Annotated in this window: 27 protein-coding genes; 8 read left to right on the top strand and 19 right to left on the bottom strand. The window is 36.6% G+C overall.

Annotated features, from left to right (window positions below):
* Positions 1-481 precede the first annotated feature (481 nt).
* The 4 genes from E7Z79_RS06340 to E7Z79_RS06325 form a co-directional block, all read right to left on the bottom strand.
* Positions 482-1,516 carry a TIGR01177 family methyltransferase gene (locus E7Z79_RS06340; RefSeq protein ID WP_303739126.1) on the bottom strand — a complete coding sequence of 345 codons (1,035 nt, stop codon included), beginning with the start codon at positions 1,514-1,516 and terminating at the stop codon, positions 482-484.
* A gap of 6 nt (positions 1,517-1,522) precedes the next feature.
* Entirely contained in the window at positions 1,523-2,716 is a 1,194-nt protein-coding gene (locus E7Z79_RS06335; protein WP_303739125.1) for an NAD(P)/FAD-dependent oxidoreductase, read from the bottom strand.
* 9 nt (positions 2,717-2,725) lie between these two features.
* Positions 2,726-3,733, bottom strand: coding sequence for a PH domain-containing protein (locus E7Z79_RS06330; RefSeq protein ID WP_303739124.1), 1,008 nt, complete (start codon positions 3,731-3,733; stop codon positions 2,726-2,728).
* 131 nt (positions 3,734-3,864) lie between these two features.
* Complete coding sequence (locus E7Z79_RS06325; RefSeq protein ID WP_303739127.1) at positions 3,865-5,103, bottom strand: proteasome-activating nucleotidase; 1,239 nt, start codon at positions 5,101-5,103, stop codon at positions 3,865-3,867.
* A 178-nt stretch (positions 5,104-5,281) separates the two neighbouring features.
* Here E7Z79_RS06325 and E7Z79_RS06320 point away from each other — a divergent pair, with 178 nt between their 5' ends.
* On the top strand, positions 5,282-5,779 hold the full coding sequence (locus E7Z79_RS06320; protein WP_303739123.1) for a multiprotein bridging factor aMBF1: 498 nt from the start codon (positions 5,282-5,284) through the stop codon (positions 5,777-5,779).
* On the opposite strand, the gene E7Z79_RS06315 is transcribed toward E7Z79_RS06320, so the two are convergent.
* The 11 genes from E7Z79_RS06315 to E7Z79_RS06265 all read right to left on the bottom strand — a co-directional run bounded on the left by E7Z79_RS06315 (position 5,780) and on the right by E7Z79_RS06265 (position 15,043).
* A complete protein-coding gene (locus E7Z79_RS06315) occupies positions 5,780-6,211 on the bottom strand; it encodes a DUF356 domain-containing protein (protein ID WP_303739122.1) in 432 nt (143 codons plus the stop codon). It lies immediately after the preceding gene.
* 5 nt (positions 6,212-6,216) lie between these two features.
* The gene (locus E7Z79_RS06310) at positions 6,217-7,482 is read right to left on the bottom strand and encodes a hypothetical protein (protein WP_303739121.1); all 1,266 of its coding nucleotides are present in this window, start codon (positions 7,480-7,482) and stop codon (positions 6,217-6,219) included.
* Positions 7,483-7,926 carry a hypothetical protein gene (locus E7Z79_RS06305; protein WP_303739120.1) on the bottom strand — a complete coding sequence of 148 codons (444 nt, stop codon included), beginning with the start codon at positions 7,924-7,926 and terminating at the stop codon, positions 7,483-7,485.
* Positions 7,927-8,008: 82 nt separating this feature from the next.
* Complete coding sequence (locus tag E7Z79_RS06300; protein WP_303739119.1) at positions 8,009-9,754, bottom strand: Mur ligase family protein; 1,746 nt, start codon at positions 9,752-9,754, stop codon at positions 8,009-8,011.
* 17 nt (positions 9,755-9,771) lie between these two features.
* Positions 9,772-10,842, bottom strand: a complete 1,071-nt coding sequence (locus tag E7Z79_RS06295) for a glycosyltransferase family 4 protein (protein ID WP_303739118.1) — start codon at positions 10,840-10,842, stop codon at positions 9,772-9,774.
* A gap of 84 nt (positions 10,843-10,926) precedes the next feature.
* The gene (locus tag E7Z79_RS06290) at positions 10,927-12,021 is read right to left on the bottom strand and encodes an acetyl-CoA carboxylase biotin carboxylase subunit family protein (protein ID WP_303739117.1); all 1,095 of its coding nucleotides are present in this window, start codon (positions 12,019-12,021) and stop codon (positions 10,927-10,929) included.
* Entirely contained in the window at positions 12,018-12,500 is a 483-nt protein-coding gene (gene hycI, locus E7Z79_RS06285) for a hydrogenase maturation peptidase HycI (protein ID WP_303739116.1), read from the bottom strand. Before hycI ends, E7Z79_RS06290 begins: the two co-directional genes overlap by 4 nt.
* Positions 12,501-12,508: 8 nt before the next feature.
* Positions 12,509-13,276 carry a methyltransferase domain-containing protein gene (locus E7Z79_RS06280; protein ID WP_303739115.1) on the bottom strand — a complete coding sequence of 256 codons (768 nt, stop codon included), beginning with the start codon at positions 13,274-13,276 and terminating at the stop codon, positions 12,509-12,511.
* A gap of 28 nt (positions 13,277-13,304) precedes the next feature.
* Positions 13,305-13,754, bottom strand: coding sequence for a nickel-responsive transcriptional regulator NikR (nikR, locus tag E7Z79_RS06275; protein ID WP_296782828.1), 450 nt, complete (start codon positions 13,752-13,754; stop codon positions 13,305-13,307).
* Between the two features lie 117 nt (positions 13,755-13,871).
* Entirely contained in the window at positions 13,872-14,339 is a 468-nt protein-coding gene (locus tag E7Z79_RS06270; protein ID WP_303739114.1) for a hypothetical protein, read from the bottom strand.
* 59 nt (positions 14,340-14,398) lie between these two features.
* Positions 14,399-15,043 (bottom strand): hypothetical protein, encoded by a 645-nt coding sequence (locus E7Z79_RS06265; RefSeq protein WP_303739113.1) that lies wholly within the window; start codon positions 15,041-15,043, stop codon positions 14,399-14,401.
* 77 nt (positions 15,044-15,120) lie between these two features.
* Between E7Z79_RS06265 and E7Z79_RS06260 the strand changes: the two genes are divergently transcribed.
* From E7Z79_RS06260 to E7Z79_RS06245, 4 genes are read left to right on the top strand one after another with little or no spacing between them, the layout of a single operon-like run.
* Positions 15,121-15,672, top strand: a complete 552-nt coding sequence (locus E7Z79_RS06260; protein ID WP_303739112.1) for a DUF2115 domain-containing protein — start codon at positions 15,121-15,123, stop codon at positions 15,670-15,672.
* Between the two features lie 11 nt (positions 15,673-15,683).
* Positions 15,684-16,214 carry a TIGR00730 family Rossman fold protein gene (locus E7Z79_RS06255; RefSeq protein ID WP_303739111.1) on the top strand — a complete coding sequence of 177 codons (531 nt, stop codon included), beginning with the start codon at positions 15,684-15,686 and terminating at the stop codon, positions 16,212-16,214.
* Between the two features lie 4 nt (positions 16,215-16,218).
* On the top strand, positions 16,219-18,201 hold the full coding sequence (locus E7Z79_RS06250) for a phage holin family protein (protein ID WP_303739110.1): 1,983 nt from the start codon (positions 16,219-16,221) through the stop codon (positions 18,199-18,201).
* The gene (locus E7Z79_RS06245; protein WP_303739109.1) at positions 18,191-18,838 is read left to right on the top strand and encodes a hypothetical protein; all 648 of its coding nucleotides are present in this window, start codon (positions 18,191-18,193) and stop codon (positions 18,836-18,838) included. The genes E7Z79_RS06250 and E7Z79_RS06245 overlap by 11 nt, the downstream gene beginning before the upstream one ends.
* A gap of 11 nt (positions 18,839-18,849) precedes the next feature.
* On the opposite strand, the gene E7Z79_RS06240 is transcribed toward E7Z79_RS06245, so the two are convergent.
* Both E7Z79_RS06240 and E7Z79_RS06235 read right to left on the bottom strand, forming a co-directional pair.
* Positions 18,850-19,491, bottom strand: a complete 642-nt coding sequence (locus tag E7Z79_RS06240; RefSeq protein WP_303739108.1) for a YitT family protein — start codon at positions 19,489-19,491, stop codon at positions 18,850-18,852.
* Positions 19,492-19,595: 104 nt separating this feature from the next.
* Positions 19,596-20,060 carry a HEAT repeat domain-containing protein gene (locus tag E7Z79_RS06235; protein ID WP_303739107.1) on the bottom strand — a complete coding sequence of 155 codons (465 nt, stop codon included), beginning with the start codon at positions 20,058-20,060 and terminating at the stop codon, positions 19,596-19,598.
* Positions 20,061-20,230: 170 nt separating this feature from the next.
* On the opposite strand from E7Z79_RS06235, the gene aksF reads away from it, so the two are divergent.
* The gene (gene aksF, locus E7Z79_RS06230) at positions 20,231-21,220 is read left to right on the top strand and encodes a homoisocitrate dehydrogenase (RefSeq protein WP_303739106.1); all 990 of its coding nucleotides are present in this window, start codon (positions 20,231-20,233) and stop codon (positions 21,218-21,220) included.
* Positions 21,221-22,690, top strand: a complete 1,470-nt coding sequence (locus E7Z79_RS06225) for a class I adenylate-forming enzyme family protein (RefSeq protein ID WP_303739105.1) — start codon at positions 21,221-21,223, stop codon at positions 22,688-22,690.
* Positions 22,691-22,733: 43 nt separating this feature from the next.
* Here the strand turns inward: E7Z79_RS06225 and argB are convergent, their stop codons facing one another.
* Entirely contained in the window at positions 22,734-23,597 is an 864-nt protein-coding gene (gene argB, locus E7Z79_RS06220) for an acetylglutamate kinase (protein WP_303739104.1), read from the bottom strand.
* 101 nt (positions 23,598-23,698) lie between these two features.
* Between argB and E7Z79_RS06215 the strand changes: the two genes are divergently transcribed.
* On the top strand, positions 23,699-24,373 hold the full coding sequence (locus E7Z79_RS06215; protein ID WP_303739103.1) for a hypothetical protein: 675 nt from the start codon (positions 23,699-23,701) through the stop codon (positions 24,371-24,373).
* A gap of 83 nt (positions 24,374-24,456) precedes the next feature.
* On the opposite strand, the gene E7Z79_RS06210 is transcribed toward E7Z79_RS06215, so the two are convergent.
* Positions 24,457-24,615: a hypothetical protein gene (locus tag E7Z79_RS06210; RefSeq protein WP_303739102.1), complete on the bottom strand. Its 159-nt coding sequence runs from the start codon at positions 24,613-24,615 to the stop codon at positions 24,457-24,459.
* Between the last annotated feature and the right edge of the window lie 161 nt (positions 24,616-24,776).

The following is a 24,776-nucleotide window of genomic DNA, read 5'->3' as shown; positions in this document are numbered from 1 at the left end:
AGACGAGTATTACACTAAACTAGTTTGTAACTAATTCACCACATACTACAAAACCAACATCATACTTGAGAAAATTCAAGTACTCACAAATGTATAGCTACATGCGGAAAGCAACCATCATAGTAAACATTGTTCCATACAATATTACTTAGGTCATCGCCATAAAACACATAGCACATTTAATAGACAGACAAATTTTAATAACAAAATCAATTATAAAATATTGCAAAATATTATTGAAATATGAAAAAATATATTAAATTAATTTAAATTTAAAAATAATCTCAAATAATTATAATTTTGATTAAAATAAAGTTTTAATAAAGATTTGTAAAAATAATTTTAAAAATCGAGAAAAATTAAAATAAAAAAAAATATTGAGCAAAATAATAAAATAAAAAGGAATTATAAGGTTTCATAGCAAATAAATCCCTTCAAAAAACAACTAGTATATAAATGTATTCCTAATCTTTATAAACTATTAAACTTTTTTACGAATGACGGAAATAATTCTTGTTAAACTTCTATGCATTTTAATTCCATATTGTTCGACAATGACAAATCCAACTTCGTCAACCATCGGTTTTAAGTCTACATAATGTGGAGATGCCATGCACAGGTATGCATCGTCCTTCATGTTATCATAGATTGCATAGAAAAATTCCTTGAAAATTTCCTCACCATCAACATCACCAGTTGAGGTTGAAATACCATAAGGGGGATCCGTAACGACACTGGCCACCTTTTCATACATCTTAAGTTCACGCACATCAAGATGGAATGTCCTATAATCTGTAATGCCGTAATGGTCCAGATTGATGGCTGTTCCATTCTGCATTTTCCAATATATGTCTGACCCGACAACCTTACATCCTATCAATCCAGCTTCAATCAATATGCCTCCGGTTCCGCAAAATGGATCAAGCAACAATTCGCCTTCCTTGATTCTGGATAAATTAACCATGCACCTTGCAAGCTTTGGATTCATTGATCCAGGATAGAAAAATGGTCTTTTATGGGGTTTGCTCTCTTCAAAATGTTTTTTGTTTAGCTTTATCCTTTCAATGCCCACGTATAAGTCATCACCGTATGCAACTACCCTAACCAATGTATTTGGTTTTGATAAATTGACTTTGATGCCTTCTGAATTTTCAAGAATCAGTGTTCCCAGCTTTCTTTCATATTCTACAGTGTCAACTTCGGAACGAATTCTTTTTACCCTCACGGCAAAATTTTTATCAATGAAATCTGACCAGTCAACGCCTGAAACATCCTTATCCAAGTTTTTAACATCAGTTTTTAAAATATGCTCATGGACTTCATGTGTATAACCTAATCTTCTGGTCAGAATCTGATAATAGTCCATGAAATTATCCTGTGAAATATCCTTTAAAACAACTAAACCTTCGGTTATGCTATCTATTTCAGCATCAATATTTTCACATTCCATAACTGCCTTCAGTTCGGCTAACGGCAATTCCGGATGTTCCTGGGATTGTATACATAATAATTCCATTGAAATTCACCTAAATCCAAATATCTTTGTTACTTTTTTAAAAAGAAATGTAGGCACAATCTTAAATATTAAACCTCTTTTAATAAATTCCTTTACAAGTTCAGATTGAGTGTCCATATCACCATATTCTGAAATCAATCTTTCACAGTCATTCTCCCTCAGCTTCGAAAAGAGATAATCCAAATCAGCATCAGACAGCAGCCCGAGAGTTCTTTGAACCTTGAACTGGTAGTTGAATTCCTTGAGATACATTTTTCTAAATTCCTTTTCGTATTCATTCAGCATGCCCATATCGTCACTATCTATGGCGCCAATTATATGCTTGCAGGCCATCCTGCATGCATCAAACGCAATCAGCAAACCTCCGCCTGAAGTGGGTTTTACCTGAGATGCCGCATCGCCTATCAAGAGCAGCCTATTTTCGACCAACTTATTTTTTTCATCAAAAATAGGTATGAATCCCTTATATTTTTCAATGAGTTCATATTCAAAGTTGGCGTCTAAAAAGTTTCTAAGAATCTCGTTTTGAATCTTATGGTTATGATTGGAGAAAAAACCTACCCTGTAGTTATTTTCCCCCAGGGGAATGACCCATAAAAATCCAGGAAGTATATCATCTAACAGGTAAGTGTCAACATAATCATCAACGTTTTCATTTGAGTTTCTGAATGACTGAATATCTTCATCATTGATTTTGACAAGCATCTGTGAAGCCTGAAAATTATCCAATTTGTTTCCAATGCTTTTGGACAGCAGTGAATTGCATCCGTCACATCCAATGATTACTTTTGATTTGATTTCATGACTATTTGATAGATATGTGACTCCCATTTCACTGTCAACATCGATCACTTTTTGATTAATAAATGTAGCTCCGTTATCGACAGCCCTATTCAATAGGAATTCATCATATGCAATTCTGTCAATGACATATGCAACTGATTCATCTTTTTTGACATTCAAAATATGATTTCGAGTATGCAGAAAAGCGCCCCTGACGGTGTTTAATATGACTTCATCAGGCAGTTCATTTACATCAAAAATATGATTGCTTAAAATTCCCGCACATTGAAGAGGATAACCGATCTGCTTTTTCTTATCGGCAATTGCAACATCCAATCCATTTTTGCTGAGATAATAAGCAATGGTGGAACCTACAGGACCTGCCCCTACAATGACTGCGTCAAAATCAAAATTCATTTAATTACCTTATTTTTTAAATTTATCAAAATGTCTCTGAATGACTCTTTGGGATGAAGCATCTACATTCTCAGGTTCATTTTGAGGACGTTCATCAACTGATTCATCATAATAACTTTGACGGCCATTATTCTGATAATAATCCTCATTGCCATAGGAATAATCATCGCCCATTCTATTATACTGATTATTGTTTTGGCGAAGATTTCGGGAGTTATTAAATCCACTGTCATAAGGTTCATATTCATAGGTATGGCGAGGATGTTGACCTGATAAACTGTCAAAGTTTTCAGGATAATAATCATATTCCCTTCTTTGATATGCATTTTTTTCATGAGTAATTGGAGTTATAGGCTCATATTCATCATAATAATCATTTCTGCCCAAATAATCATCAGGGCTTGAATAGTCCTCATTTCTAGGGTAATATTCATCATCCCTATAGCTTCTTTCGGCATAATGAGGCATTTGGTGTGGAGGGGCTTGGAAATTCCTTGGCCCAACCATTCTTGAAAATATGATTTCCTCAACTTCAGAAGGATTGGAAATGTTCTTTAGCTCTATCTGATTGTTATCATAGGCGCTGAAAACGGAAACAGATCCAACATTGATTAATCTTTCAAGAATATTTTGAGAAGTGTTGATATCCTGAATTGTTGCATAAGGCATATAATTTTTTTTGGTGGAAATAACACCGGATTTAATAATGATTTTAGAGTCGGTTAAAATGTATTCTATTGAATACCATCCGACCAATTGCCATATTATATAAATAACATTAATAAGAATGATTACAAAAAAAGCAATCGCTGTATAGCTTGTCAGGGAAAGATTGATTCTAGAGATTAAATAAACCTGCATTTCTCCTATAAATTTTATTACCATAGGAGAGACTGTTAAGATAACAATCAATAGAACAATGCCGAATATCGCTTTCTTGCATCCCAGAATCATATTAGGTTTGGTTTTATATATGACCCTGTCAATTGCTCTTTCATCATTTCTATCAAATAACATAATAATACTATTATAATTTATTTTAAATAAAGTTTTAGAAAAAAGTTATAAAAAATAAGCCTCAGCTCGCCCATCATTCATCACATATCAGAGCTCATAGGGTTCATCATAGGCTTATTGTCAATTAAATTTTATCCGAACATCATTCCTGCTTCTGATTTAAAGATTTCGTCTTCTTTATTTTTATCCATAACTTTATCTACAGCTTTCATAAAGTCATCGACAGTGATCTTATCACGTTTAGCACGAATTGCAAACATACCTGCTTCGGTACATACTGCCTTTAAATCAGCGCCGGAAAAGCCATCTGTTAAATCGGCTAACAAATCAATATCAGCTTCTTCATCAAATGACATGTTTTTAGTGTGAATCTTAAGTATTTCACGTCTGCCGTCCACATTTGGAAGAGGCACTTCAATGAATCTGTCAAAACGTCCAGGACGTAAAAGTGCAGGGTCTAGAATATCAGGCCTGTTAGTTGCTCCGATAATTCCAATGTCTCCTCTGGATTCGAATCCGTCGAGTTCAGCCAATAGCTGCATCAATGTCCTTTGAACTTCCCTGTCCCCACTGGTGGAACTTTTAAGTCTTTTTGCAGCAACCGCATCCAATTCATCAATGAATATGATTGCAGGAGCCTTTTCTTTAGCAAGTTCAAACACTTCACGGACGAGCCTTGCGCCTTCACCGATGTATTTTTTAACAAATTCGGAAGCTACAATCTTAATGAATGTAGCATTGGTTTCATTAGCTACCGCTTTTGCAAGTAAAGTTTTACCAGTTCCAGGAGGTCCGTATAACAGAATTCCCTTAGGAGGTTCTATTCCTACCCTTTCAAACAATTCAGGTTCTGTTAAAGGAAGCTCAACTGTTTCCTTAACTTCAATAATTTGGTCTTCCAAACCACCGATTTTATCATATGTAATGTCTGGTTTGGTTTCGATTTCCATTCCTGAAACGTTTGCATCTTTTTCAGACGGCAATACTTCAACTATACCGAATGTCTGTTGATTTAAAGCGACCCTTGAACCAGGGACTAATAATTTTTCATCTAAGAATTTTGAGTAATTAACAAGAAAACTAGGTCCAGTGCTGCTTTTAACTGTCATCCTATGATCATCTAACACTTCTGTAATAGTAGCGAGCACTAATGGAGGGGATCTGAATCTATCCACTTCTGATCTAAGAGATTTGACTTCTCTTTCAAGTCTGATTTTTTCATTTTCTATTAAGACTTTATCTTTTTCTAATTTCCTAACTTTCCACATTAAGTTACTTTTAGCTTTGGATTTTTCTTCTCTTAAAATATCAATTTCCTCTTGTAGAAAATCTACTTTTTCGATTAATTGCTCTTTTGAAGAATTTTCCAAATCATTAAAATCATTCATGTGAATCATCTCCAGTTAGTTTAAAATTTTAACAACATGTTACTTTAATAACAATTAGTAACTTTAAAGTATTTAAAGGTATTCATTTTAATTCATACTAACAATCATTATATAACATTAATAATATATATTTATTTAGAAAATTAAGGAACTGATTGATATGGAATGTGAAATTTGTGGCAAACCTGTGCCAGAAAACAATCCTATAAGAGCAAAAATTGAAGGATCAGTAATGGTTGTTTGTAAAGAGTGCTCAAAACTTGGAAAGATTCAAAAAGCACCTCCAAAACCTAAATTTGTAAAACAAAACAAGAACAAAAATCAAAGACCTTCAACTACAAGGAATAGGCTTTACTCTAGAAATGACGAACCTACAGAAGAATTGATTGAAGACTTCAGCTTTGAAGTTAGAAAAGCAAGAGAAGCAAAAGACTGGTCTCGTGAAGAGTTAGGTAAAAAGATAAACGAAAGGGTTTCAGTGATAACCAGAATTGAAACCGGGAAAATGACTCCCGACACCAAACTCACAAAGAAACTCGAAAAGACATTAGGCATTAAATTGCTTGAAAAAGTAGATAATATTGATTTGAATCAATTCGTAAACAGTTCTTCAGGAGAAAGAACATTAGGCAACATTATGAAAATCAAAAGAAAATAGCTATTTTGTATAGCTATTTAACTTATCATTTCTAATATGCCTTTCTTTTTTATTTATTTTATAGTCAATCATCCCATCATTTATAGCTTTAGTGGAATGATATGCACTGAAATCCTCAGCATTATTTAAAACATACTCCAATTTGGAATATGCATCATATTCATCACTGACAACCACAACATGAGCCGGAGGATGAATTTTTTTAACTTGCATAATGCTTAAGGTAGTATCTTCCTTTACAAAAAATGCAATGGCAACATTAGATGTTGTTTTGAGTTTTGAATTTAAAATTCCCTCAACTAATGAATCAGCAAATTTTGCATCAACGACTTTGGGTTTTGTAGTTAAATTCAAATTACCATGGCGTTCCATATCGGCAATTGCACTGAGCAATTTGGAATTATTTTCCCCTCTAACTAATATCAACGCCACGATAATCACCTATTTTGGAAAGATTTTAATAATCTTGATCTGAACACAACTAAAAGTATTAAAATAATTCCCACAGCGGTCTGAATACTACCCAATATGTTCAAGATATTGCCGTCAATAGGCAAGTCCCATGCAGGAGATGACCTGTCTCCCGGAAGTGCATTATAATAAACACCGACAGCCTTTGAACCCTGTTTGACATTGATGTCCTTAGGTTCTACATGGTCAACACCCATTAAGAGTCCGTTATTAATAGCCCTATTAATTGAGCCTGCAATAGCTGACGCATCATATCCATATTTTGCAACGGATGCCTCAACAATTTCGGATGTTGTGGATGCTAAACCTGGCTTATCACTTCCATAAACTGAAACACTGACCGCATTTGGACTTACAGTCAGGGCAGATCCTAACGCCTCATATGCATAAACGGTTCTTAGTCCGGCTCCACAAACTGGGCACACATCATATGATTCAGCTCTAGGATAACCCATAGCCCATCCGCAATCGTCACATACTCTTGAGTATTCCTCATCCATAGGATAACCGGTTTGGTTCATTTCAATAGGAGTAAACATGTCGTCTGTTGAAATTCCAGAAACCAAATTCACTCCACCACCACCGTATTTTTCACCTGAATCTTTAGCCACTTCACCCATGGCCTCTGAAAGGATAGTGGTTGCAGGATATCCGTCCCTGATCATTTTTCCGATATTCATTGCAGTTTCTTTTCTGACAGAATCTGCTGTACCGTATAATGGATTTCCATCAGTGTTCCTTAAGTGAATAATGGCTCCTTTTTGACCAGGCTGCAAGGTAGCTACACCACTGGTGTACGGAGTTACCTTAATATCATTACTTGCATCGTCAACAGTAATTACGTAAGCGTTAAATGAACCTCCAATAGCTGCACCAATACTTGGACCTCCAGCTACCAGACGAGCCCCCTTATACTGAGAAGCAATGGATGCTGCAGAAGCTGCAGAAGCGTTATTCTCCAAATTAGCCACTGCCTCAATAACTGAATCCAGCCTTGTATCTGAACTACCGGTACCCCCTGAGAGAACCGCAAAATGATTATTTTTAGACATTAAAAATGTAGACTGGAACATGTTATCCGCAAAGGACATACTTCCAGCTGCCGCACCATTCGGATCACTACCGGAAGGGTCAGTGATGACAATAATGTTACAAGTAGCGGCAACGCTGCTCATTGTCATTAAGAATATAATTAAAAAAGCTATGGACATGTGGAACTTATTCAATTTCATTCATCCCACTCCCAACGTTTTATTATTCAATTCAACAGAAGAAAAGTCTTCTATAACAGTTACAGTAACAACACCTGTATTCTTATCCACCTGCACATCAGCTGCAGTAACCGGCTCAACAGATGTACCAGGCACCGTCGACCGTGTTGCAAATTCTTGCGCCGTCTGTATCGCATCCTGTAGGGAAACCTCTCTTTTAGAAGTTTTTAAAATATCTCCATAAATTACACTTCCGTCCCTGAAACCTGCTTGCATAACATTATATCTGACAGTATCGGCAGGAACAATATCGTTTCCTTTAACAATGATTCCTGAAATAGGAATACCGTCATCGATACTTGTAGATGAAGCAAATGCAACATATGTGATTAAACGACCACAAAGAATTAAAATAAACGCTAATAATAAAATTATTAATGTGTCTCTTCTAATCTTTATAAACATGTTTATATCCTCATAAGTGTCAATTCTTTTAAAAAGAATGAGTTTATACATTTAATATATTAAATCAATATAATATTTAAATTTATATAATGTCGGATAAAAGTGACTCAGCAGGATCCATTCCCTGAGCACCTATCAACAAAATAATATCATTTTTATCGGCATTTTTATAGACTTCAGCCAAACAATCTTTCAGATTATCAAAATGGGTATATTCAACATTGTTTTCATTTAAAGTGTTGAAAAATACTTCTCTTTCATCATCTTCAACAAAATTCAATTCATTAACCACATCATTGCTTGAAGACAAATACAGTTCAATGTCATCATTCATTGATTCAACAAGTGCATCAACATTCAACTGATTGATTTCAACCCCTCTTGAACCTCTGATTGCACAGGCAACATGCAGCTTCTGATTTTCAGGAAGCAGCTTAAGGGTTTCTGAGATTGTGGCTTTGATTCCATCGGGATTATGGGCGAAATCGTCATATATTAATGGTTCATCGTTTAGCTTAGCAAAACGCCTGTTCAATGCCTTATATGTTTTTACGCCTTCAACGATTTTATCAATGTCGATTTTTAAAGAAATGCATGCTCCAATTGCTGACAGGATATTTTGAATGAAATGATTTCCGCTGAATGGCAGTTCATCAACAGCCAAAATAGGCTCGCCCTTATAAAATATTGCATCACCATCCAAATACACTGCATTATCCTTGTCAAGCTTGGACATTGATGTGAAAAACGGATTTTTGGCATCCAATGACCTTACCAGTTCATCATCATAATTCAAAACAGTGATTCCATTGCCTATAGCTTCTGGAACTGCTTTGATTTCATTGTAAACATCATCGATTGAGTTAACAAGGCCTATATGGTCCATTGCAATATTTGTTATGACCCCTACGGTAGGTTCAACAGCCTTACTCATTAATGCGGCATGGTTTTCCATTAGCTTTCCAAGCCATCCCTGAACTTCTGATACCTCAATGACCAGATAATCAATGTGGCCGTTTTCCCTGACTTCATCTGAAATCAATTTGGAAACCATAGGATCGATTAAAGTATTGAATTCTGATTCGCTGTCTGTATTTGTCAATGCATGAAAACCTGCATGATTCAAGATATGATAAATCAAGTGTGATGTTGTTGATTTTCCATTGGTTCCGGTAATCACAATATTCTTTGAGAGCGGAGACTCATTCTTTATAGTATGTGAAAGTGCATACGCATTGGCAAGCTCAATCTTATCCGTGATTATCAATGGAAAGTTAAGCCTATTTGCCGCTTCAATAGCCCCCTCTTTTGGAGTTTGTGTGATGAGGCAGGCAATGTTCTTGTTGAATGCCATCTCAATGCCTGTTGCATTAATCCAATGCCTTATGACAACATCTCCAGTATGGGCATCATTTAAAAATGTGAATCTTCCGGTAAACCCATCGATTGAGAAAAATTCATCATTTCCGACAATCCTTCCCTCAACGGCACTTACCAAGTCACAGATGTTTTCCAGTTTGTCGGGTTTGGAAAACCTTAATGCATACACACTGGCAGCCTCAAGGTCATCTATAATAATCATCGGAAAGTTCAATCTGTTTGCGGTTTCAATAGCGCCGTCTCTAGGTTCGGGAGTTATCAGACAGGCAATGTTCTGATTGAATGCCATTTCGACACCCACTGGATCAACCCATTCCCTTATGACAATGTCTCCTGTGTGAGCATCATGCAAAAAGGTAAATTTTCCAGTAAATCCGTCAATTGAGAAAAAATCATCATTTCCTATAAGTTTTCCATTAACTGCATCAGCCAAATCTTGAATATCCATAAAAATCACCGAAATAATTAGAATAAGTACATCTTAGCAAGTATACCGATAATACATAACAAAGCGGTAGTTCCCCAGTAAGTTAAAATAATTTTCACTTCAGACATTCCATAATGGTTTAATGTATGATGCAAAGGCTCTACCGGCAATTTGATTATATGTGCCCTGTGCAATAGGCTAACAACAACTGAAATGATTGGCACACCCAAAGCAAGAACTCCAAAGTATGGAACATCACATACCAAAACAGCCGCCGCATAACCTGTACCCAATACAAATGATCCTGTATCTCCCATGAATATTGATGCAGGATATTTGTTGAATACCAAAAATCCTAAACATATTCCTGCCAGAATTAAAAACGGAGGAATAATGGTTGCAGGTCCAAAGAGATAACCATAAACACAGCATGAGATTGATGCGATTCCCACAATTCCTGCCGCAAGACCATCCATACCATCAATGAGATTGACTGAATTGATACAACCTAAAATTGCTATCACAACAACAGGAATGGCAAATAATCCTAAATTAAATCCTCCCAATGTTGTCACAGCACCTGTGAATCCTAAAAATAGACCTAAAACAATTTGACAAACGATTTTTTCAAGCTCTTCAGGTTCTGTTTTGATTGGAACTTCACCTATTACTTCGACTTTGCCTTCCTTAAGCAGGTCATCCACTTCCGCTTTTGCCTTTGGAGTTGCTACACGTACCTCTTCTCCAGGTTCAACGTCCAACCTTCCCAAAGCAATGACCTCATCTGAAGTGTTCACAACAATCTTTTGAACTTCCTTAACCTTGAGACCTATTAAATCGTCAACAAGACCTACAATTCCCCCGGCGAGCATAATGAATGATACGATTAATATTGGAGTATTCTGATAATATAGTGAAATGATAAAGGAAATTGTAAATAAAAATGCTATTCCTCCCATTGTAGGAGTGCCGCTTTTATGTCTATGTTCACTAACTATAGGATTGTCAGCAATCCTTGCCTTTAATAATATTCTTCTAATATACCATGTAAAGAATATTGTAGCACATAATGTTATTAAAAAAAGAATTAACATATCTGTATTATTCATTATACCACACTAAATCAATATTTAATATTACTTTAATTATATATTGATAATAGTATTTATAATTATAACTTATAACACAGACTTTCAGATTAATTTTTCAACAAGATTTTCAAGTTCCTGTTTGGAGTTTGCCCGTGCAGTTACCCTCTGATAACCTTCAGGACCATGTACAACAAAGTCATTGACTTCAAATGACTTTACAGGTTCATTTGGTGCTGGACCATGATAATTTCCAATCGGAATTTCTGTTGAATAGAAATATTGAAGTTTATCCGAAATATTGGATAAGCTGAACTCCCCAATAGCCATATTAACCAATTCACACAATGAATTTACTCCACATGTGGCAGTGGTCAAATATCTGGTGCCGTTAGGTCTTGTATTCACTTCAATAGCATAAAGCTGGTTGTTTTTCCTGGAATACATGAAATCCATTTCGAATATTCCATCTGAATCAAGATTTTTTGCCACCTTATAAGCGGTGTGCTGAACTAGGTTATTGTCCAGTCCTTCAACCATGCATGGGCCGGTTTTTGTCTTATTCAACGGATGTGTTCCTTCAAGAGTGGTTTCACCTTTATAGATTGGTGGAAGTGCTACAAATTCGCCATTGAAACCTAAAACCTCAATGGATATCTCAGCTCCCTCGATGAATTCCTCACATAACGCCTGGTCAAATTCCTTGAAGTATTCCTCAACATCCCCAATGGATCGGGCAACTTTGATGTCCTTTCCGCCTTGTCCTTGGCCTTGCTTTAGGACAACAGGAAAATCAAGGGTTAACTCATCCGAACTATTTAATATCTGATAATTTGGAGTTTCAACGCCTATTTCAGTATAAAACCCTTTAGTCCTGATTTTATCAGAGGTCAACTCAACCGCCCTGACTCCCGCGGCAATTACAGGAATATCATATTCGGCTTCAAGCTCCTCTTTCATGTGCGCAACATCTATCAATGGAGGGTCGATTCCAATCAACGGAACGACTGCATCTACCTTTTGCATCAGTGCAACCTGCTTTGGTCCGTCCATTCCACGCGGAACAATGAATACCTGGTCAGGCAAATCAAGGTTTATTGCCTCTTCATTAGATTCTGTTAAAATACTTTCTATTCCTTTAGACTTCACATACCAGTCTAAATCATCATATAATCTTGAACCGATAAATAATAGCTTCATAATACGATTTCCTTTAAAGTTTCTATAAATTCATTAGCCGACTTTTCAACCTCCGGGGTTGGTTTTGCCCCCCACTCCATGGTTTCAGGCTCGATGCCGACAAATATTATTGCGATTTCGGTGTCCTTTTCAAGATACCTTACAAAGAATGACAGGGACATCGAATGAGTTGAAATGCCGATGTTTGCAAATTCATATTTATTTACTATTTGCATATCTCCGGGATTGGAGTCCATAAGGCAGGCATCAACAATTATCAGGTGAGTTGGGTTTTCTTTTCTGATTTTTCCAGTGAAGTTTTCAGGCACGGTTCCGGCATCAATGAATAACAGGTTTTTATTTTCAATGTTTTCCTGCTTAAGCTTCTTTATGATAAATGGCCCTACACCATCATCACTTTTAAGCTCATTGCCTACTCCCAGCACCATTAATTTTTCACAGTCTGTCAAAAAATTGCTTAATTGAGATTCAAAGTCCACATTTTCACCTATAGATATTGAGTTTTTACACTCTCAATCCCTTTTCCCATACTATATTTTATCTGAACATGTATAAAGTCATTTACCATTACTTGCCTTTCTTCAAGGGGCACCAGCAATGGAGGGTTTAGCATGGGCAGAGGCCCTGCAATTATATCATCATCAAGTTTGGTGTAGGTTGTAATCTTCAATCCGTTGAGCAGGCCATCTTTATTGGCTCTTAACTTAAAATCAGCAGTAAAATCAGGATTGATATCATCCAGAAAGTCGAATTGCGAATATACCTCCTCATCTGAAAGCGCATCATACTTTGCCCCCTCATCCCAGTGGATATGATGTCTTTGCATATTAACCAATTCAACTGTGTTGATAATTCCCTGAGGGATGATTCTCCCATCTTCATTCAGGAATTCCCTTGCATAATTCAATACAGGAATCTCCTCCTCATCGATTAGTGCAGTGTCAAGCATTTCACAAACAATCAGGTCGGCCTTTTTTGTGAAATCATGCTCCAGAACATCACCATTGATGACATGGACATTTTCAAAATCAGACAAATTTTCCTTTGCACATTTGAATGCCTTGAAGTCCGCCTCTATAGAGATTACTTCCTTAAACTTAGAACTCAAAAAATAGGACAATATTCCGCTTCCGCAACCCAAATCATATGCCAGATCGGTGCTTGAATCATATTGCTCAATAGCTTCATAAAAAACGGCCAACCTATCCGTATCCTTCAATAAGTCATGATGATATGGAGTGGTTTTGAATTTCATGCGAAAAAAAATAATAAAAAAAGAGAAGTTAGTGGGTGTGAGGATGGTCATGTGAGTGACCAGGTTCCTTGAAATCTTCTCCGTTTGCTGTACTTGTAAGTTTTACGTGTTCAACACCTTTAAGTCTCATTATCCTTTCGGTTAAATCACGAATTTCAGCAATATCACCATTTACCACTACAATCTCCATGCAGTACTTATCGGTCATGTGAATGTGCATGCTTGTATTGATTTCATTTCTGAAGCTGTGTTGGATTTCTGCAAGGCTTTCCATGACTCCAGTGTAGTGGTGATCGTAGATAATTGTTATGATACCGATTCTTTCCCCTTCCATGGAATTCATCCACTGATATCTTACAATGTAATCCTGAAGTGCATCACGAATTCCTTTTGAACGAGACTGGTATCCCCTTTCCTTCAATACTTCATCAAAATCTGCTAGTAATTTTTTAGGTAGTGACATACTTATTCTCATCATAAAAAACACATCATAATTTCAATAATTATATCAATATATAATTTTTAAGTTATATAAATATTATGATTAAATTAGAAAATAATAATACTTCAAATATTAAGAAAAATGTAAAAAATATTATTCAACGAGAAGATAATACTCTCCGTCGTCCTTATCAATTGATTTTAAAAGCCCTTTGTTTTGAAGAGACAATATAATATGGTACATTCTGAAATTACTAAGTTCCAAATCTCCATACAACAAATGACCTTCTAAAGTATATTTGGAAACAAGATTCCTGTCATCAACAAGCTCCTGAATCAGCTTATATGAATCCTTTTCCTTCTGGTTCAATTCCAGCTCTTCCAAATCCTTTTTGGAATTGACTGTATTGATTTCCTTTTCACTTTCAGATAATTGTGCAGTATTGTCCTTAAAAACAACCAAGCCTTTATCCTGAAGCTCCTCTAAAATGTGAACCAAGTCATATTCATGAAATCCAAGCTCCTTTCTGAGTATATTGACTGGAACACCCTCAGGATATTCGATAGCATATATTTTTATTTGGTTTAGAACAACCTCTTCATTACGGGTAATATTAATCATATAATCATCGAGCCGAATTGATATTAATAATTATTATATTAATTTTAATACTTAAATATTTAGGACATTTGCAATTCATTTTCAAGAGCCTTTGCTTCCTGCTTGTTTTTCTCAGCAACTTCCTCAGGAGTCAAATTAGAAGGCCTTGTGAAAAACAACTCGATATCATTGATAACCTGACAGATTGACATGTGGACAAGCTCCTTCATGGCCAGGCTCTTTTCAACCCTGTTCATGGACTCATCTGAGTAAATTCTCTCATGGTCACTTTTATAATCATTGCGTATATTTTCCGGATCCAAATCATTCTGAAGCTGAGATTCATCATAATCCTCTGTAAGAAGTAAAAAGCGGATTAGCTCGTCTTTCTCATCGGTGAAGTCAGTGTCTGGATTTTCTATTACATCATAAAAATAGCTGCTTACAGACTGGAAAACATCACGTGAAGCATTGCCGTTTATGATATTGTCAATGAACAGTTCAAAAGTGTTTGTTATGTAATATTTGCCGTTTTCCTCATATGTGCTGAAAACAAGTTCATTTTCAATATTTGCAACATATTGAATTATAATAATGTCCTTTCCTTTTTCAAAGGATTTTACATCAAATTTAGAATTTTTTAACTTATAATCGCTATTAGTCTTTAAAGCATTTTCGACATTTTCAATGTCCTCTTTTGAAATCTCCATGAAATCTTCATTCATATTCTTACCCCATTACATAATAGTTAGTTTAAAGTAATTAATAGTTTTTATTAATTATAAATTTTATAAATAAAATCATGATGCCGGAAGACATACTGGTGGAACTTGAAAAATTATCTGAAAATGCAGAAATCAGAAAATCAGAGATAATGGAAATTCTAAAAAAATATGCCCGTATCATATCCGTAAACGATTTAATGCTGGCCACAGCATATATAAGAAAAGACGGAGAATACATTCAAGAGCAATACCGTGAAAAATACCTGACAATCTACATAAAATACTTCATCATACGCATGAACGAAGTTAAAGAAAAAGAGGATTATGCCGATGAGGCAATTGATAAAACCGCATTGAACGAATCTTTTCCGCTACTTAAAAGAACATTTGAAAATGAAAGAATGTCAGATGCAAAAGATGATAAATTCCCATTGATTTATGTCATCACTGCTCTTTACACAACATTTATTTTAGAAGAGCCTATCCATCCTGTTGGAAGTGAATTTCCAGGAAATCTGTCCGTTGAAGAAATTGACGGCAACTATTTCTGTCCTGTAAAGGATAATCAAAAGGACAATCCAAATGCAATTTGTCACCTATGCCTTGCCGAGCAAACACCCGACATCTGAGAGATGATGATATGAACATATGCCTTTATGGATCTGGAAGCAGAAAAATAGACAAAATCTATACTGATGAAGCATATAAATTAGGCTGCAAAATGGCTGAAGAAGGTCATACCCTTGTTTTCGGTGGTGGAGATACCGGAATGATGGGCTCCTGTGCCAGGGGAGTTCATGACAATGACGGAAAATCCATCGGGATTGCACCAGAATGGATTGGCGAATTCGAACCATTATGCACAGAATGCTCAGAATTTATTTATGTTGATTCAATGGATGAACGAAAACTGGAGTTCTTAAACCGTTCCGACGCATTTATTATTTCACCGGGAGGAATTGGGACTCTGGATGAATTCTTTGAAATTATCACACTTAAAAAGCTAAAGAAACATGATAAGAAAATCATCGTGTTCAACATCAACAACTTCTATGACACCATGCTTAAAATGATTGATGAAATGGGTCAAAAGGGTTTCCTGTACAAACAGGAAGAGATCTTTAAAGTCGCTGAGGATATCGATGAAATTTTTAAACATTTAAGAAAGTGATTTAATGGAATACGTGAAAAAATTTGAAACCCCACCCAGAACTACACTAAAAAGAAGCATAATCATATTCATTGGTAATGTCCTCGGAATATATTTAATTAGTTTTTTTGGCCTGGGAGTTAAAATATCCTACTTTGATGACATAGCATTCCTGGTTATTTTTATAAGTATAATCAATGCGTTATTATGGCCCCTACTGACCAGAATATTCATGCCCTTTTTAGTCTTTACATTTGGTTTCGGGTCACTGATTTTAAATGGAATACTGCTTGAACTTTTTGCGCCAATGTTTGATATAGAAATTACTGGCCTGGCAATAATCCTGGCGCCACTGGCAATGGCATTCGTTACAACATTTCTCTCATCATTGCTTACCATAGAGGATGACGCCTCATATTACCGGTCCGTTTTTAGAGATGCAAAAAAGAAACGAAAAGGAAAAGTGAAAGAGTATCCTGGTTTGATTATCGTTGAAATCGATGGGCTGGCATATGACGTGCTAAGGGAAGCCCTTGACAAAGATTTGATGCCTACCGTAAAATCCCTGATTGAAGATAAGACACACACCCTCAGAAAGTGGGAAACAGATTTGTCCTCACAGACAGGTGCAAGCCAGGCAGGAATATTGCATGGAAACAATACTGACATCACCGCATTCAGATGGATTGAAAAAGCAAACAACAATGAGATGATGCAGTGTTCAGGGGTAAGCAAAGTCAAGATATTGGAAGAGAGAATTTCCGATGGAAACGGACTGCTTGTGGATGATGGTGCAAGCAGGTCAAATCTATTTTCAGGAGACACCGACAATGTCATTTTCACATTCAGTAAAATTTTAAACATTAAAAAACTATACAACAAGGCATGGTATTCCGTATTTTCAAATCCAAGCAATTTTGCACGTATCCTATCATTATTCATAGCGGAAATGATTTTAGAGATAATCTCTCAGATAAAACATAGTGTTATGAATATAAAACCCAGAATCAAACGTGGAATAGCGTATATAGTTGTAAGGGCTGCAACAAATGTGTTCATGAGGGAAATAAACACCTCAACCCTTGTTGGAGATATGCTAATCGGAGATGTTGACGTTGCATACTCAACATATCTGGGCTATGACGAGATAGCGCATCATTCAGGAGTCCGTGACGAGGATTCATGGTTTGCGCTTAAGGGAATGGACAAACAGATCAGACACCTGGTTAATGCAACAAAATACACCCCTCGGGATTATCAATTCGTCATTCAATCAGACCACGGCCAGACAAACGGAGCAACATTTATGCAGAGATACGGGGAGTCCTTTGAGGATTTTGTCAAATCCCTACTTCCAAAAGACATGAAGATGTTTGCCAAAATGTCATCCAATGAAGACCATTATGCCGAATCATTCATTCCATTTACAAAAAACAACGATGACCGGATTGACGAAAAAGAAATGGAAGAGCTGGGCGATTCTGAAGTTATCGTATTGGCATCAGGCAACCTTGCAATGATTTATCTGACCCAATGGAGTCACAGATTAACCTATGAGGAAATTAACGAGTTTCTACCTGAACTGATTCCTGGAATCATCAACAATGAATACATAGGTTTCATTGTTGTCAAGTCCTCGGAACATGGAAATCTGGCAATAGGAAAAAATGGAACTTACTATTTGGATAGTGATAAAATCGAAGGTGAAAATCCGCTTGAAGGATTTGGTGAAAACATTGCAAGGCACATCAAAAGAAACGTATCATTCCAATACACACCGGATATTCTTGTCAACAGTTTTTATGATGCTGAAAACGATGAGGTATGCGCTTTTGAAGAACTGGTCGGAAGCCATGGCGGTGCAGGAGGAAGCCAGTCAGAACCGTTTATTCTATACCCATCAGACTGGGATATCGGCAGCGACGAAATCCTTGGTGCCGAAAATATCTACAAAATATTGAAAAGTAATCTAAAGAATCTGAAAGAAGGTGCGGCTGATGATAAGTGATGAAGAAGTTTTTAAGATAGCTCAAAGAATGGAAGATGCAAATGACATTGACATTAAACAAACAATCGAAAAGGCCTCAACCGCAGGTTATCTTGGTGAAGAACACTTCTACTGCACAGTGATTGAAGAGGGAGGGATTACCCACATGGTGCCTGAAATTTTCGGAGACATACACAAATCCATGAAATTGGATAACCTCTACTTCGACATAATCTCAAAGGCACTGGACCATGAAGGCATTTACATCTCTCTTGGATACTGCGCCACCAATCTGGCCATTCCAGACGATAAATGTTCAGAGATTATAGAGTATGATGATTATGACCTTGATGAGGACGAATACGAATATATGATGGAATATGCTTTGATCACCGCTGATGACATCAAAAAGTTTAGGGTATATGCTGAGGAAGGCATTGCAGGTCATGAGCGGATAGAAGACGTTGGATTAATCATCAACATTATTGACGGGGATTACAAAGCATATTTCGCACTTCGCTCAACCGACCAGTGCATGTCAAGTTTCAGAGTGCTTCCATTCAGTGACATGTATCAAAAAGAACATCCATTATCCCTTAAAAACCCTATCAATAAGATTTTGATTGGAATGATTGATAAAACAGTTGTATTGAAGTGAAATTTAACGGATTATTCAATTATTCTTTCAATATAGGGATCCAAATAACTCTTTAAAACCTTAACTATAGGTCCAATGATAACCGCCGAAATAATTGTGCCTTCACGAACGCCTGCAAGATAACCCAAGAATATAATGGATAGTGCGGCAGCCAAAATAACCATTGATGAGTCAACAAATGGCTTTACATATGAAAACTCCTTTTTTAATACCTTTGAAATGGCAACGATCACTCCATCAGCAGGAAGATAGACGATTTCGGTTTGAATTTCCAACAGCACCCCAAATGCCACCACAACACAGCTTAACAAAAGCAATGTCATTTGACTAATATATCCCACCGGATTAATTCCATTAACCAACATCATGGAAAAGTCAACGAAAGCTGAAAATATGGTTCCAATAACGAGCTGCAGATATTGCCTTTTTTCAAATCCTCCCCTAAGCAGCGCAACCTGAATAAGAATGAAAATAATGGTGAATACAAACATTACCTCTCCAACGCTCAACTTAACAATCAGACTGGAAACGTAAGGAAGGCAAATTAATGGAGAAGTTCCCAAATTAGCCTTGATTGATAGTGAAGCCCCCAATGAAATAATGAATAATGAAATCAGGTAAATTAAATACCTGCTGATTTTTTTCAATTCCATGTTTAAGAATATGCATTATCAATTAAAAAAAGATTATGGCTACTAAAAAAAAATTGAAATTGCAATAAGAAATATGCAAAAAGAAAAAAAGTTAAGAAATATGATTATTTCTTAATTGAGTTTATTGCGCTTTGTGCACCTTGTTTTACAAAGCCGCTTTCATCATCAAGCAATTTTTCAAGTTCAGGAATTGCCTTTTCATCACCGATGTTTCCAAGAGCCCATGCAGCTGCTCCTCTTACTTTCCAATCTTCATCGCTTAATGTTTCAATTAAAGGATCGACAGCAGGTTCTCCCATACGTGAAAGTGCGGTTGATGCCTCTCTTCTAACTAATTTGTTGTTGTCTCTTAAAGTGTCGATTAAAGCAGGAATTGCTTTAGGGTCATTGATTGCTCCCAATAGGGTAGCGGCATTTAATCTGATTTGTTTTTTTCTGCTAGATAAAGCATCAATTAATGCATCAACTGCTTCATCAGCTCTTAATTCTAATTCTCCAATTGCATCTTCAACAACAAAGTCATCTTTATCGTTTAATAATTCAATCAATTCGTCGATACTTCTTTCCATTTTAATCCCTCTTTTAAATTAAAGGCGTTTAACTACTATTACTATGTAATTAATATCATTTATATATCGGGTAGTATAAAAGTATTTCGATAACATACGAACAAAATTAAAATTATATAATATGACATCAATATTATTAATATACGAACAAAATTGTCATAAGTGAAATAATGTATAATATTGCAATAATTAGTGGAGATGGAATTGGTCAGGAAGTAATGGATTCCTGTGAGTATTTGCTCGATAAAATCGATTTGGAATTTAGTTTTGACTATGGGGAAGCTGGTTTTGACTGTTTCAATAAAAATGGAACCACATTACCTGAAGAAACTGTTAAAATAGCAAATAAAAGCGATGCAGTACTCTTTGGAGCATCAACTTCAACACCTGGCCAGCCTAGCCCAATTATCAATTTAAGAAAAGCCTTGAATGTATATGCAAACATCAGACCCATCAAATCATACAAGGGAGTGAATTGCATTCGCGATGATATTGATTTTGTGATAGTTAGGGAAAACACTGAAGGGCTTTATTCACAAGTGGAATATGGCGACGAAGAAAAGATGATTGCAGAAAGACATATTACCAGAAGCGCATCCGAGAGAATTTCAAAAGCAGCATTCAATCTCTGCATCAAGAGGGAAGAAAGTAAAGTAACATGCGTTCACAAAAGCAATGTCCTAAAAAAGACCGACGGCGTTTTCAAAGAATCATTCTACAAGGTGGCCCAGGATTATCCGCAAATCAAAACTGAAGATTACTATGTTGATGCTATGGCAATGTATCTGGTTACACAACCACAGAATTTCGACGTTATTGTTTCAAGCAACTTGTTTGGAGACATATTGTCCGATGAGAGCGCAGGACTCGTAGGAGGTCTTGGCCTTGCACCATCCGGAAATATAGGAGACCACAACGGATTGTTTGAACCTGTACATGGATCCGCACCGGACATTGCAGGAAAATACATCGCAAATCCATGTTCAATGATATTGTCCGCTGCAATGATGCTCGACTATTTGGGCGAATGGGAAGCATCAAATGACATCAAACAGGCAGTCGAAAAGGTAATGGCAGACTGCAAAATCAGGACTCCCGATTTGGGAGGAGATGCCTCAACCATGGACGTGACCAAAGCCATTGTAAGGGAGTTAATTTAAATGTTGAACATTACTACTTTTTTAGATGCTAACTCAAAAAGATTAGACAAGAACGTATTGTACAATCCGACAACCGGAAACAAATACAACTCCGGCGAAATCCTATCAATAATCTCTGGAATCGGACGTGACCTGAAAGATTTAGGGATTGTTAAGGGCGACAGAGTATTAATCTATTTAAACAATTCCGAAGAGTACTTATTTTCATTATTTGCAATCTGGAGAATCGGCGCAATAGCCATTCCTGGAAACAGAATTTTTACTGCCAATGAACTGGAATACATTGTAGACGACTCCAAGGCAAAGCTGATGATTACTGATGATGATGCTAAAGACTTGATTGACATTAAGACATATGTCCCAAAAGACATCTCCAAATTTAAAGACAGGGATGTTTTGGAAGCGGAAAATACCGACTGGGACGATTTATGTCAGCTCCAATATACCTCTGGAACTACCGGTAAGCCAAAAGGAGCCATGCTGACACACGGAAATTATTTCACTGCAATTCACAACGAATGTGACGTATTGACTTTAAAGCAGGATGACGTTTATTTAGGAATCTATCCGATGGCTCACGTTGGCCTTTCCTGGTCAATTGCAGCATTAAGATCTGCAGCGTATTACATTCTAATGGAACAGTTCAACATTGATGAATATCTGGAATTATGCCAAAAAGAAAAGGTCACAGTCCTGACAGGAATGCCTCCGGTAATACATTCTCTTACCACAATGGACAGGCGTGAAGAGCTTAAAACCGTCAGGGAGATTGTTTCAGGTGGAGGCCCATTGCATAAGAAAATCTGGAAGGATTTCCACGAAACCTATGCAATACCAATCATTAACGCCTATGGATTATCCGAAACAATCGTGATTGGAACAGGCACAGTCATCAGACCTGAAGACTACCGTGAAGCGGACAGGTTTGAAAGTGTTGGCCATCCGGTTTGCTTTTCAGAAGTCAAAATCGTTGATGAAGACGATTCCTCCAAGATTCTGCCGCAATATGAGCAGGGCGAAATTGCCCTTAGAGGACCAGCAGTTGCAAAAGGATACTGGGGAAACGAAGAAAAAACCAAAGCATCATTTTTAGAAGACGGATGGTTCCTGACAGGAGATATCGGATACCTCGATGAGGACAACCGCCTATTCATTACAGACCGCAAAAAGGACATGATTGTAATGAGCGGATGGAAAATCTATCCAACTGAAGTAGAGGAAGTTTTGATTAAATATCCTGAAGTCAAGGAAATAGCCATCTTCAGCATAAATGACTGTCACAGAGGAGAAATACCAGTTGCAGCAGTTGTCTGGGAAAATGAAGCAGATGACGATGGTTTGATTGCTTTTGCCCGTGAAAACCTGTCAAGGTATAAGGTTCCAAGAAAAATATTTCCGCTTGATGAGCTTCCAAGAGTAAACGGCTGGAAACTGCTCAGAAGAGAATTGCGGGAAATGTTTAAAGAATGAAAATAAGTTTTTTTTAAAAAAAAAAGAAGTGAAATAACCATGATTATTTAAAAATCATGGTTCCGATGCCTTCATCAGTGAATATCTCTAAAAGCAATGAGTGTTTTTTACGTCCATCAATGATGTGGCATGATTTGACGCCGTCTTCAATGGCCTGTACACAGGTCTCTATTTTTGGAATCATTCCACCTGAAATAATTCCATCTTCAATCAGTTTAGGAACTTCTGAAATTCTGATTTTTTGAATTAATGAATCCGGATCGGAAGGATCTCTTAAAACACCTGGAACATCGGTTAAAATAATCAGTTTTTCAGCACCTACTGCACTTGCAACTTCGCCTGCAGCAGTATCTGCATTGAGGTTTAAACTGGTTCCGTCTTTTGCAATTCCAACCGGAGATATTACCGGAATATAATCGTTTTCCAAGAACATGTCAAGCAATTCGGTGTTTATGCAGTCAACTTCACCGACAAGACCCAAATCAACAAGTTCCTCATCAATCTTTTTGGCTTCAGTTTTATGAGCAAAAATCAAGCTTGAATCCTTTCCGGACAAACTTATTGCCTGACCGTCATGCTTGATGAGTTCTGATACGATTTCGGTTGAGATTTTACCGACAAGCACCATTTCAATGATTTCCATGGTCTCTTCATCAGTAACCCTTAAACCTTTGATGAATTTGGATTCCTTACCTAACTTTTCCATTGATCTTGAGATTTCAGGACCTCCACCGTGTACAATCAACGGTTTCATTCCAACATATTTGAGCAATACTGTATCACGAGCTGTGGAGGACTTTGCTTCTTCATCCACCATAGCATGTCCGCCATACTTAATTAAAATTTTTTCACCATGAAACTTTTTGATATATGGTAAAGCTTCAATTAAAACATCTATATCCTTCATCTAATCACTACATGTAATATTTAATTTAATTATTAATAAACCTTAAAGTTAAAGATTTGCTACACTATCATTTAAATGTTTTGAAAATTATATTAGATATTATGTCTGAGATGAGTGAACTTAAAGAATACTTGATAAAGTCAGGTGCAAGCAAAGTCGGCTTTGCTGATGTGAATGGTTTGGCCAGCCAGTTCATTGATTTTCCAAATGGGATAAGCCTTGTTTTGAAAATTCCTAAAGAAACCATACAGCTAGTCAAAGAAGAGGAGTATGAAAAGTACTGGAAGGCATTCCACAGAGAAATAGGAAAATTGACAAAAATATCCCACAAGGGTGAGAGGTACATCAAAAACCTCGGATATGATGCATTTGCTCTCACAATGAAGCGGAATGAATGCGACATGGAAAAACTGCTAAGCATCCTCCCATACAAGACAATTGCCACCAAAGCAGGACTTGGATGGATTGGAAGATCTGCATTATTCGTGACACAGGAATACGGCTCAGCAGTTGCGCTTGGAGGAATACTGACAGACATGCCTTTGGAGTTCGGCACACCAATTACTGATTCGGAGTGCGATGAGTGCACAAACTGCCAGGATGCCTGTCCTGTTGATGCAATAAACCCACAAAAATGGAATGACAGACTGAACCGTTCAGACATTATCGATATTGAAGCCTGCGGAGAATATATCATCGGACAATATAAAGCTGGGCTTGGCTGTACAAAATGTATGAGCGAATGTAAGCTCACTCAAGAGTATTTAAATCGTTAACTTCCGCACCGTCAATCTTTTGCTGCAATGCAGCAAATGTTCCATTGTCTTCAACGAATTTTTCTTCAATTATCTGATTTTCATCAATATTTTTTTTCCAGATTATCCTCTGTTGCAGTTAATTCGATTTGTGAATCATCTTCACTGGCCGTTAAAGTATCATTCACATCACCCGCACATATGCTGGCCATACTGAATAATGCCACGAGGATTAATGTGCAAATTAGAATTTTCCTTTTCATAACATCTATCTCCAATATTCCAAATATTGCAATTTTTCTACAGTTCAAATAAACTGTTAAAAAACATTGCTGTTCAGCTTGAACCTCTCCGGCTTGTAGAAGCCGGAGATTCTTAGGCCATGCCTATTTTTTCGTCAAAGCATTTCCATTCATAATAATAT

The organism is Methanobrevibacter thaueri, from assembly GCF_015062905.1.
Taxonomy (GTDB): domain Archaea; phylum Methanobacteriota; class Methanobacteria; order Methanobacteriales; family Methanobacteriaceae; genus Methanocatella; species Methanocatella thaueri_A.
This window is presented reverse-complemented; position numbering and strand designations above follow the sequence as displayed.